At 41.9% G+C, this 12,804-nt stretch carries 7 protein-coding genes; all 7 read left to right on the top strand.

The window, feature by feature from the left end; translation table 11 throughout:
• Positions 1-6 precede the first annotated feature (6 nt).
• The 7 genes from DXD04_RS04375 to DXD04_RS04345 all read left to right on the top strand — a co-directional run bounded on the left by DXD04_RS04375 (position 7) and on the right by DXD04_RS04345 (position 12,735).
• Positions 7-1,401 carry a glycosyl hydrolase family 28 protein gene (locus DXD04_RS04375; protein WP_117671217.1) on the top strand — a complete coding sequence of 465 codons (1,395 nt, stop codon included), beginning with the start codon at positions 7-9 and terminating at the stop codon, positions 1,399-1,401.
• Between the two features lie 159 nt (positions 1,402-1,560).
• Positions 1,561-2,079, top strand: coding sequence for a sigma-70 family RNA polymerase sigma factor (locus DXD04_RS04370; RefSeq protein ID WP_117671215.1), 519 nt, complete (start codon positions 1,561-1,563; stop codon positions 2,077-2,079).
• 20 nt (positions 2,080-2,099) lie between these two features.
• Positions 2,100-3,350: a discoidin domain-containing protein gene (locus DXD04_RS04365; protein ID WP_117671213.1), complete on the top strand. Its 1,251-nt coding sequence runs from the start codon at positions 2,100-2,102 to the stop codon at positions 3,348-3,350.
• An 87-nt stretch (positions 3,351-3,437) separates the two neighbouring features.
• Complete coding sequence (locus tag DXD04_RS04360) at positions 3,438-6,671, top strand: SusC/RagA family TonB-linked outer membrane protein (protein ID WP_409034796.1); 3,234 nt, start codon at positions 3,438-3,440, stop codon at positions 6,669-6,671.
• A gap of 21 nt (positions 6,672-6,692) precedes the next feature.
• Positions 6,693-8,720, top strand: a complete 2,028-nt coding sequence (locus tag DXD04_RS04355; RefSeq protein ID WP_117671209.1) for a RagB/SusD family nutrient uptake outer membrane protein — start codon at positions 6,693-6,695, stop codon at positions 8,718-8,720.
• Positions 8,721-8,754: 34 nt separating this feature from the next.
• Positions 8,755-9,129: a hypothetical protein gene (locus tag DXD04_RS04350; protein ID WP_117671207.1), complete on the top strand. Its 375-nt coding sequence runs from the start codon at positions 8,755-8,757 to the stop codon at positions 9,127-9,129.
• Between the two features lie 180 nt (positions 9,130-9,309).
• On the top strand, positions 9,310-12,735 hold the full coding sequence (locus DXD04_RS04345; RefSeq protein WP_147330740.1) for a COG1470 family protein: 3,426 nt from the start codon (positions 9,310-9,312) through the stop codon (positions 12,733-12,735).
• Positions 12,736-12,804 lie beyond the last annotated feature (69 nt).

Here is a 12,804-nt window from a genome sequence, read left to right as displayed (position 1 = left end):
AATGTTATGGAATGTAAGAAAATAATTTTTTCGTTAGGTTTGTTATTTTCCTTTTTAATAGTCAATGCTCAGTTGTATACTTATCCGGAAGATCTTCGGACAGGTATTCCTCATAATGATGATTTTACTGTAAGAGTGCGAACGAAAGGTGGGGAATGGAAAGAGACTTTTGAGTATAAGGTTCAAGTAGATATGGATAAGGTGCAGGATGCCTCGATGGTACAGTTTGATATGGGTGAACCTGTAGAAGTCATGATAAAAAAGAATAATGGAATGATTCACTCTGTAGATATCAGGCCCAAGGCAAAAGGAATAGAGTATAAGTTGATAGAAAATTGTATTTTGTTCACTTTAGACAAGCCTCAATATCTTTCTGTGGAATTTAATGGAGATCGTTTGCATAACCTTCATCTGTTTGCTAACCCTGTTCAGGAGGAAGTATATGCTCAAAGCGAGAAAGATATAATGTATTTTGGACCAGGAACTCATAAACCGGCAGACCTTCCTAATAACCAAATACGTATACCGAGTAACACAACAGTTTATTTAGCACCGGGTGCAGTGATAGAAGCTAAGCTGCTTGTTGACCATGCCGAGAATGTCAGGATTATAGGCCGTGGTATTATTTATCATAGTATCAGAGGTATAGAAATAACAGATTCTAAGAATGTGTATATTGATGGAATTACGGTATTGAATCCAGATCATTATTCAATATTCGGAGGTGGATCTGAGAATATAACTGTGAAGAATTTTAAGTCCTTTAGTTGTAAAAGATGGTCGGATGGTATCGATGTAATGAGTTGTCAGCAGTTGGATATAGAAAATATTTTCATGAGAAATAGTGATGATTGTCTGGCGCTGTATAACCACCGTTGGAACTGGTGGGGTGGAACAAATCATGTGAATGTGCGGAAGGCAGTGCTTTGGGCAGATGTGGCTCATCCTATCAATATAGGCGGGCATGGAAATCCAGAAGCAGAAGTGGGGGAAAATATTGAAAATCTTACATTCCGTGATATCGATATATTGGAACAAGATGAGGATGATTATCCTTATCAGGGGTGTATGGCTGTAGTATGTGGGGATAAAAACATGGCACGAAATATTCTATTTGAGGATATTCGTATAGAGAGTATTCAGGAAGGTATGATTTTTAATATAAGAGTCCATTTTAATCCTAAATACGATAAGGCACCGGGAAGGGGAATTGATGGAATTACTTTTCGTAACATAACTTATCAGGGAATAGGAGAGAATAAGTCGGTGATTTTTGGTTATGATAATGGCAGGAGAGTAAAAAATGTAACATTTGATAATATTGTTATCAATGGAGAAAAGGTAGAAAGCACCAAAGATTTTCTAATAAATGAGTTTGTTGAAAATGTAACGATAAAATAGGAATGAAAAAATGATAGAAATGCCTGTAGAGGGTATTCCTGCGGCTTTTTCTTATTTAAAATAGATAGTTGTTACAGGATTTTTAATTCTTGTTACCTCCTTTTTATTCACTTTGAATATAGGAGTATACTTTTGTATACAGAAAAACAAACTATAAAAATGAAAGACACTTCAACACATATTACGGTTCAGTTTCTGACTGAAGTTTATGTAACTTATCGACCATTAGTTCTCCGTTATATTACTGGTAAATTGAACGGTTGCCCGGAAGCAGAAGATTTGGTTCAAGATGCCTTTTTACGTTTATTGGAATACCGTTCTATGCTTAGACCTGAAACTGTTCGTTCTTTTTTATATACTATAGTCCGCAATCTGGTAACGGATTATCTTCGCCGGCATTATAAGAAACAGGAGGTAATGGCTTGTATGCAGGAGAGACTTTCTGTTTCAGTTGTAGATACGGAAAGCCAGATAATAGTAAAGGATATTTGCCGTCAAGAGTTATTTGTGCTTCAACAGCTACCTTTTAAAACTCGAGCCGTTTATTATAAATCGCGCTTTGATGAAAAGTCTGCATTGGAAATAGCGATTGATTTGGATATCCCTAAGCGTACTGTTGAAGGGTATTTATTAAAAGGACGTAAAGTTGTACGAGAATATATTAAACAATGTATTTAGGTTAATTTAAATTTAATTGTATGAAGAATGAGTTTTTTAGTGTAAACAAACTGCATGCATTACCGATTGCTATGGTTTGTTTGTCTTGTGTGCTTGCATCATGCAAGGATGAAGCGAAAGGACGTATTACAATAGATGATACACCTCCCCAGCAAGTGACGAATGTGAAATATTCTTCAGGTCCGGGGGAAGTTTATTTATCGTGGGTAAATCCGGATACGCTGAGTAATCCTAGTTTTATGTACACAAAGGTTGAATATCTGGATGAAAAAGGGGTTATGCAGTACCATTTGATTTCTAAGGAAAGAGCTGTCGATAACGTCGTAGAAGATACAATTCGGGGATTTGCTACAATGGATGCAAAAACATTTTCATTGTATACTTGTACGGTAAGAGGTTATCATGGAGAAGCTGTAGAAGTTTCTGTTTCACCTAATGCTCCGGCTTTTCAGGAACTTGTGCAGACTGTTCGATTGACTCCTGATTTAGGCGGTATTGTGGTTAGTTGGAATAATGCATACAATGTGCCTGTAAATATTGTACTAGATTATTATGCTGTGGCAGATAATAGTAAATCAGGAAAGACTATTGTAAATGTGAAAGGAAAGGGAGAGGGTAGTCAGTTTGTAGCTCTGTCCTATGGTGATAATATGGTGCTGTCAGGAGAAGAATGTGTGGTGAATGTAATTGGGCAGGATGAAGCTGAGAACAGTTCTGAACCTGTAGAGTTCAATATAACACCAAAGGCTGTGGTTAAATTGGATCGCAGCGAATGGACTTTCCCTGGATATGTAGATAATTCAAATGATCCTACCATCGGATATAGTTCTCAGGAGACAATTGGTGAAGGAGGAGGTGTATCACCTCATGGACGTGTTATTGCAATGTTAGATGGTGATTTATCAACTTTCTGGCATGCCTCATGGAAAACTACTTATAAATATCCACATTGGTTTATTGTAGATATGGGGAAAGATATTACGGTAAGTAGTGTAGAAATTACCAGAAGACAGGGTAATAACAAAGGACAGATAGGACAGCATTTTTATACTTGCGCTTCGGCTGATGCTACAGATCCTTCAAATCCAGATAATTGGAATTGGACTGATCAGGGAAGTTATTCATTCGATATTAATTCGGATGCTCCTCAGACTTTCCGTTTGTCACAGAACCCTGTATGCCGATATATTAAAGTTTATTTTGGAGAAGAACATAAAGGGGCAGGAGATCAAGCTATGGTTTCTGAATTTAATGTATATGGTGCAGAATAATATAAAGTTAAGTGTTACATTATGAGAAAAGAAAATATATTTGTCACAGCATTCTGTTTATCGTTATTGGTCTCTGTTCCAGAAACGATGTTAGCTGTAGAAAGTGTACAGACCGTGTTACAGCAAGGCAGAACAATTAGTGGAAAGGTGATTGACCAGAATGGAGAACCTATTATTGGGGCAAACGTTGTTGTAAAAGGGACCTCAAATGGAGTAATCACTGATGTAGATGGTAATTTTGAATTGCGAAATGCCTCAGGAAAATTGGTCGTTTCTTATATTGGTTACCAAACTCAGGAAGTTTCCATTTCAGGGAAAAGTAATTTGTTAATACGGTTGTCTGAGGACTCTGAAGTATTGGATGAAGTTGTGGTAACAGGATATGGAGTACAAAAAAAGGCTTCTCTTACAAGTGCTATTTCTCAAATTAAGGGAGAAGAGGCTTTCAAGAACAAAGGTATTGCGAATGCCACAGTAGCCTTGCAAGGTGAGATTCCGGGACTGACCATCACGCGTTCTTCAACCCGCCCGGGTAGCGAAGGTGCAGCCATGAAAATTCGTGGAGATATTTCAGTGAACGGAAACTCTTCCCCATTGATTATCATTGATGGTATGTCCGGATCTTTGGATGAACTGAATGCAATGGATGCCGGTGATATTGAGAATATCTCCGTGCTGAAAGATGCTTCTGCTGCTATTTATGGAGCTCGTTCTGCTTCTGGTGTGGTATTGGTAACTACTAAACGTGGAAAGAAGGGTAAAGCGCAGATTACATACAATGGTTCTATCAGCCGTACAATAGATGGTATTCAGCCGCCTATTACTACAAATGCAGAGTGGCTTGATATGTTTTTTGAGGCGCAGTATAATGATGCACGTGCCGTCAGACCTAACCTAACTGATCCACGAGATATTTATCAGAACATGGATTGGTGGATATTTAATTCTTTTGGTGGGCCGACATTGGATGAATCTGATATTGATCCGGAAACGGGAGCTCCTACTATTTATAGAGGGTATAAATTGTTTAATGCGCTTCGTTCCGGTCAAATTCTGACATTGCGTAACGGTACTAAAGTGGAGCGTTGGGATCCGAATACATATATGCAGGACTATCTGTACGGACAGGCCACTTCCCATAAACATAACATCAGCATTTCGGGGGCTGATGACAAGTTCAGCTACCGGGCCTCTTTGGGCTATGCGGAGAACAATTCTCAGTTGAAGGTGGCCGAAGATGGGGAGAAGAAATACAGTGCCCGCTTGAATGCCGATTATCAGGCATTGAACTTCCTGAAGTTTGAAACCAATATGGCGTATGAAAAGCGGGATATTGTCAATCCGTCGACCGATGTGGGGGCAGGTTATTTTGACCCATGGTTTTGGCCAATCTGGAATGAGAACGGAGACGTATATGATACGTTCAGTGGAAGCCGTAACCCAGTGGGAGGCTTGACGCAGGGAGGACAGAATAAGAACTCCTTAACTACTTTCCGAGGGGGACTCAAGGCTACGCTGGATTTTTCCAAATGGGGACTGGAAGGGCTTACCTTGTCGGGTACCGGAAACTACAAACTGGTGCGGCGTGATCAGCAGAAAGTGTATAATAAGGTACAGTATTATGATTGGGTAGGTACGGAAACCGGGAATAAGCAAGGACCGGGTTCACTGGAAGAAATCATGGAGAAATGGGAAAACATCACGCTGGGGGGCTTTATTAATTATGACAGAATATTCAAGGAAAAACACAGTGTGTCTGCTATGTTGGGTATGACGGCAGAGCAGGAAACCTCCAAGAAAGTAGGTGCCAAGCGTAATCAGGGGCCAATGTATCCGGGGTCGGATTTGACAGACTTGGATGTGTGGGTAAGTGGAGACAACAACGGCGCTTATGGAGGGCAGAGTTCATGGGGATTTGTATCTTACTTGGGAAGAGTGAATTACGTATACGACGACAAATATTCTATTGAATTGTTAGGACGTCGTGACGGTTCCTCCAAATTGTCCAAGGAACAGCGCTGGAAGAACTTTTATTCAGTGTCTGGGTTCTGGAGAATCTCTTCCGAAGAGTTTATGAAAGATTTTACCTGGTTGAGCGATTTGAAAGTGCGCTATAACTATGGTAAGACCGGTAGCGTAACAGGTATCGACAACTATGAACGCTATGCGTTGATAAAAACCGGGGGAACTATTTTCGGTGTGAACCCAACATCGCATACTTCTTTGTGGATAGACGGTATTCGTTCAGACCAACGTACTTGGGAAACGATTAATAGTCATGATGTGGGAGTAGATTTCGCTTTCTTGAATAATCGTTTGCGTGGTTCATTTGATTATTTTATCAAAAGAAACAATGGCATGTTTATCAACGTGGAATATCCTTCTATTCTGGGGGCTGGTGCACCTAAAACAAATAATGGTAAATTTGAGGCTAAAGGTTGGGAAATAGCTTTAAACTGGAATGATAAGATAGGTCAGGTTACTTATAATCTAGGAGCTTCACTTTCCGATGCATGGTCTAAAGTGCTAGAACTGGAAAATAATGAAAATGTGCCTAATCCGGGTAAAAACTCTAACCGTTTGATTGGAAAGCCAAGAGATGCACTGTATGTATACCAAACTGATGGAATTTTCCAAACTCAAGAGGAAGTAGATGCTTATTATGAAATGTATTATTGGAATGCATCTCATACAGGTCCGAAACCTAATAATATTATTCCGGCTCCTCAGGAAGCTTCTGCGGAAACCCTGCGTCCCGGAGCCAGAAAGGTGGTCGATTTGAATGGGGACGGTGCTATTACTACAGCTGACCTTTACTATGCCGGAGACATGGCTCCTCGTTTGACTTTTGGTATTAAGGCTGGTCTGGAGTGGAAAGGCATTGATGTGGCCGCATTTTTCCAGGGAGTAGGGAAGCAGACAATTTTGAGAAGTGGTTATCTGGCCGCTCCGTGGACGACTAATTATGTATTGCAGAATAGTACGTTCATGGGCAAGATGTGGACACCTGAAAATCCGGATGCGGAATATACCATCGCTTCACGTAACCAGAATTTTAATAAATGGAACTATAATGAAAAAGATGTGCAGGTTCAGAATAACCGCTACATTCGTTTGAAGTCTTTGGTGATAGGTTATACCATACCTAAAAAATGGACAGCTAAAGCTGGAATTAGTAACCTCCGTGTCTATTTTTCAGGAGATGATTTATGGGAGTGGACAAAAGTAAAAGATGGATATGACCCAGAATATGGAGAAAACTCTAATAATACGTTTCCTTTCAGTCGTTTGCTGACTTTTGGTGTAGATGTAACTTTTTAATTATAAAATAAGAATATCAATATGAAAACAATATTTAGAATATCTCTGATTGTTTCGGCATTGGCTTTACCATTGTGTTCTTGTAGTGATTTCTTGGAGAAAGAACCACTCTCACAGGGGACAGAGGCTATTGTATTTAAGACTCCGGAACATTTTGAACAAGCTGCTAATGCTTTATATAACATGAATGGATGGAAGAACCTGAATGGACGTGGTTTTGAGGGAAGTGCAGTGGATCAGAATACTGATATCAACGGACTAACTAGTAATGGTGGTGGAACTGTGCAGGAAAGTGATTGGCATTGGGATAAACCTTATTCTCATATTCGTACTTGTAATATATTATTAGCAAAAGCAAATGAATATGATGGTAATCAGGAAGATATTGCTCAGTCTGTAGGTACTGCTTATTTCTTTCGTGCATGGCAACATTTTTATTTGTTGCAATATTTTGGTGGAATTCCTATTGTTGATCATGTACTGGATGTGAGTGATCCGGTTTTGTTTGGTGTCCGTAACAGCCGTTATGAAGTTATTGATTTTATTGCATCAGATTTGCGGTTAGCTATTCCTTTGCTCCCAAAAGAAAAAGATATTCCGGAAAGTGATAAAGGCAAGGTTAGTAAAGAAGCGGCGAAAGCATTCTTGGCTCGTGTATTGCTTTATGAAGGAACTTGGGAGAAATATGTACCATCAATAAATTATGATTTGGATGGAGATGGAAAAAATGATGGAGCAGGTTCTGTAAAGCCGGACAATTATCCTTCAATAACAGATATGCTTACAGAAGCAAAACAGATGGCAAAGGAAGTTATTGAGGAAGCACAGACAGGAACTTTTGCATTATGGGAAGAGTGTGATACCTTAAGTTACTATTATTTATTTAATATAGATGACAAAGGAGGCAATATATCTAATTTCAGAAATGCAGGAAAAAGCTCTAATAAAGAGTTTATTTTCTATAAGAAATATGATTATGATTTAGCTCGTGGTGGTATAAATCTGGTTCATTCGGTTCTGAGTGGATATGTGACTAATATGAGTGCACAGTTTGGGGAGTCTTTCCTTTGCCGTAACGGACTTCCTATTCGTATAAGTTATACAGGTAATATGGCAGATGCACAGAATAATCCTCAGTTCTTGGGATATGAGACATTTGTAGGTGAATTCAGAAATCGTGATTATCGTTTTATTGGTTGTTGTAATTCCATTCCAGATCGTATATCATATGCGGCTCAAAATCCAGGACGTGAGCGCGTGGATGCCATTTTACCTTACCCTACTCCTGTTTTCCCAAAAAATAATGAGATTTTTGACTCTACCGATCCTGTATACAGTAGCGCTTGTGCTGTATTTCATCCGACTATCAGAAACAATAGTACGATGGGAACATATAGTAGTCGTAAGTTCTTGATAGAAGGTGCTAATCGACCTGTAAATACAGAATCTGCAGATTTCCCGTTAATCCGTTTGGCTGAAGTTTATTTGATTTATGCGGAAGCTACTTGTGAACTGAATAATGGAGAGATTTCGGATGAGGACTTGAATTTTTCCATCAATCATACTCGTGCCCGTGCAGGAGTGGCTCCGCTGACGAATGCTTTGATAGAGAATGTATGGGATGCAGGTTATTGGGATCATGCACAGGGAAAGACCGTTTGTAAGAAGATGAACATGCTGGATGAAATCCGTCGTGAACGTGCATGTGAACTTTTTGGGGAAGGTTTCCGTATGGATGATTTGAAACGTTGGGGAATCGCACATATCAACCTGACCGGGCAGAAGCTTGGCCGTCATGTATTAGGTACTGCCTATGAGACAGAAAAGGCAAATGATGCTGCTTATTTTGGAGAGCCTTGTTATTATCCAGAGAAGTACCCACTATTGTATGGAGTATATGAAGGATCTGGTAATACTGATCCTGACTATGGACGTTCGATAGCCACGCTTGCTGGTAATTTGCGTTTTTCTCAAAAGGATTATTTGAATCCTATTCCATTACAGCAAATTCGTCTGAATCCTAATCTTGCGCAGAATCCAGGCTGGTAATGATGTGGAACTATTTTTAATGTAAAATGAGATTATGAAAAATATAGGATTTATCTTGATGATATGTATGATGACTCTTGTACAAGTGTCATGTGATAATGAAGACCCTAGACAGATGTCGGTGACTTCAGATATGTTTCTTCAAATAACTAACCGAAAGGTAAAAGTTTCAAATGACGGAAAATATTATATTCTAACAGAATGTATAAATGAAACAACTAAGGCTTTTCAGGTGCAAAATATTTTTATTGTGGATTTGGAAGAAGATGCAGCTAAAGTTGCTGAGTTGAATGTAGAATATGTGCTTGTAGGTGGGGTAGGACAGAAAACGGATTACCGGCCGGCTAACGGGGAAAACGGTGATGCCTATTATATGTTGAAAATAACAGAACTGAAATCGGCTGACTGATTTTTTGTCGGATACAGTGTGGCGGCTGCTTCCTTTTGTAGGGGAAGCAGCCGTTTTTTGTTATATAGCAGTCGGATGTGACATTTTTGTTGAGATTTGTTACTTTCGTTTTATTAGTTTGTGTGAATTCTCCTACCTTTGCAACATTATATAAATGTATCTTTGTTAAATTGGATGACTATGAAACAATGGATAATGATGGTAGGAGGGTTTCTTTCGTGGATACCTGCTTCTCTTTTTTCTCAGACTTTATGGGTCACTTCTTTGGACAGCATTGATTTGGACAAATCTGTGGCAGACTTGAAAGATTGTTATGCGGTGGAGTTTTTATTGGAGACACCGGCGGCGGAGGAACTACCGGTGGATATTTATCTGTCGGACATCCGGAAACGAGATTTGCGGGAGTTGCAATTGGAAGAGCCTTCCCATGTGCGCAAGGTTTGTCTGACCGCCCGTTCTTTGGGCAAAAAGCGGCAGGTGCTGACGGTGCCGATAAAAGCTTTTGACACACCGATGGCCTCGGAGGGGGTACTTCGCCGGATACGTTCAATCGCATTGGACGTAAAAGGTGAAAAGCAGAAAGAAGCACGTCTGTTATCGGCCCGCATATTGGAGGGTAACAGTGTGCATGCGCACGCTTCACGAGCTTCTTTGGCAGCGGAACCTGGAGAAACGGTGGTTTATCCGGTGACGGTGAAAAACCTGGAGACGCGTCCGCAGACGATTCATTTCTCGATTAAGCGGTATGGGTGGGAAGCGTTTACGGCTGAACTGTCCGACAATGAAGTGTATCTGCGACCGGGGGAGATGCATACCCTGAGACTGAAAGTAACGGTGCCGGAAGGAGTTCCGGCCGGAGGCCGTGAAACCCAGAATTTATATATACTTCCTTCTGCAAACCCGTCTGCCGCCCGGACACTTTCTTTCACAACGCTTCGCCGGATGCCCTATCCTTTCTCTCTTCATACCGCAGAAGGATGGGAGGAGGTCAGGAGGAAAGCCGAAAAGTATAAATGGGCAGCCGAGCGCAAAGATCGTTATCTGGCAGACGCAGAACGTTGGGTCGTACCGGAACTTCCTGATAGTGCAGTGAACGGAGACGGGGAACGATATCTGTTTCGTACGGAAATTGAGAATGCTTTGATGAGCAGTGCGATAGCCTGGCAACTTTCACGTGAGAAACGGTATGCTCAGAAGGTAAAAGATTTTTTATTGAAAGTGTCGGACTATAAAAAAGGATTCCCGGTGACACGGAAAGTGTGTCATCAGGCATCTGTGCAGGAGGGGGGCATGTTTCAGCATCTGGCACAGGCATATGATTTAATCGGAGATTCCGGTTTATTGACAGAGAGTGACCGGAAGCAGATAGAGTATACTTTCCGCCTGTATATTGTGCAGGAACTTCGCTATAAGCAGCCCGGCGGTGCCAATTGGGCCGTTTCGCAACTGACCGGCGCTTTTTTTTGTGCGTTGGTGATTCAGGATTTTGCTTTGGTGGATGAGGTTTTGTATGCTCCATCGGGATTGATAGACAAATTTCGTACTTATACCATGCCAGACGGCTGGTGGTATGAATGTACGGTAAGTTATAATCTTTGGGTGGCAAGCGAATACATTCAGGTGGCTCTGGCTCTTGAGCCTTTCGGCTATTCTTTGCTGGCTGAAAAGTTTCCGGTGGACTATAACTTGACACCGGAATACGACAAGACATGGGAAAATGAGCGGGAAGACCGTCGGCTTTTGCATCATGGACACAGCTTCCGTATTCAGGGAGGCATTCATCAGCCTTACGTGACCATCAAGATGATGGTGGATGCCTTGCTTCCGTTCCTGGATTACCGCGGGTGGATGTTCGGGGTGAATGACGCCACAGAGCGGGAAGTAGGAGGGGGAAGTTTTGAACTGGCCTACTATGCGTTCAGAGATTCCCGGTATGCGGAGTTTATTCGTCGCACTCCTCAGCGGAGCGATTTGATTTATGGCGTGCCGGACTTGCCGGAAGGAAATCAGGAGACTGTGAAGGGAGCCTATGCCGATAATGCCGGAGTGTTGATGTTGAGGTCGGGACAGAAAGAGCCCCGGGAACGGATTCAGGCGGTGCTGAGATATGGCACGCACGGTGGTTATCACGGACATTTTGACCATACGGGCTTGCTCTCATTGATGCGGTATGGGCGCAGCTTTTATAATCCGGAAATGGTGTGGTACAGTTATGCCCCTTATATGTATAATTTTTATGTGCAGACAAGCCTCTCGAAAAATATGGTGATAGTGGATTTGAAGCAGCAGGAAGCGGAAGAAAGTCACCGTTGTTTTTTTCATACGGGAGAAATGTTTCAGGCGGGAGGCGTTGAGACGGAGGCCGCATGGAGTTATCCGGCTTATGGAGGATTGCGTAGCAGCATGAAAGGTCCCCGGTCGTTCAAGGAAAAGACAGAGCGTGAAGCCCGTTACTTCCCGGATGCGAAGAATCCTCCAGCCTTTGGTGTGTTGAGCGGATTTACCGAACCGATATTCCAGCGTCGTTTGATGCTGGTGACCGATGAGTATGTGGTACTGGCGGATTATGACAAAAGTGTGGACAGTGTTCCTCACCGCTTTGATTTGTTGTTTCAGATAAAAGGCTTGAGAGGGATTGCCGCTAAAGGTAAAAAAGAGAAAGGGCATACCGCCTGGTTGAGTACCGATTCGTTGAGTGCCGCTCCTTTGGTGACGGATGTGAATCATTATCAGGTAGAAGGTACGATGAAAGCTTCCTTTCTGACCCGCTTTGGAAAAGACGCAGACAATCGGGGAACACGAATCTTCGGCGAACCGGGTGATTTGTATCTGGATATATATAATGCCTATCCCTGTTATTCGCGCCGCATATTTGAAGGCCGTGCGCCGGAAGAGCATGGCACCCAGCGTATGCTTACTTATCAGGTGAGAGGAGATGGAAAGACATTAGCGGAAGGAAAGTTCGGTTCCTGGATTTTAGGCGACGGAAAGGTGGATGTGGATATTGCGGGAGTCAGGAATTTAACTTTGTCCACTTCGATTAAAAGCCGCTCCAAGGGTGTTTATACTTTGTTTTGGGGAGAGGCCGTGCTTTTGTTGGAGGACGGAAGGGAAATTCCGCTTTCCCGGCTTGCCTGCCGGAAAGAAAACGTAAGGGAAAATTCTTTTGGCTGCGGCAAGGATTACCTTGGAGGACGTATCAATATAAACGGTGAAAACTATGCGTGGGGACTTCCTGCAGACCCTCTGCATACAGATGCGGAAGCGGCTTACACGTTTGATCTTACCGGACTGCATGCGGTTCGTTTACGGACTGTGGTCGGTGGAGACTATCCGTTAGGTGATGAGACAGAAAGAAGGAAAACATTGGGAGTGACTGCTTATGGTCCGTCCGCTCGTTTTTTGACCGTGGTGGAACCTTATGAGTCGGAGGGTAAAATAGCATCTGTAGAGGCGACTTCTGCGGATTCCTTGATAGTCCGTTTAAAAGATGGCAGGGAACATCGGTTCTTTTTCTCCGGAATGGATGCGGAGAAAGACAAATTATCTGTGATTATGCAGGAATGGGTAAACGGGAAATTGGTGAAGAAAGAAAAGGCTAAATAAGGATGTTACGACTCTCCCATTTAAAACCACTCCTCCCTGAAAGAACTGAGATTTAAATAAAAGAGGCGT

Origin of the sequence: Phocaeicola plebeius (assembly GCF_003437535.1) — a bacterium.
Classification (GTDB): domain Bacteria; phylum Bacteroidota; class Bacteroidia; order Bacteroidales; family Bacteroidaceae; genus Phocaeicola; species Phocaeicola plebeius_A.
Note: the sequence above shows the minus strand (reverse complement) of the source record. Positions and strands in the feature narration are given on the sequence as shown.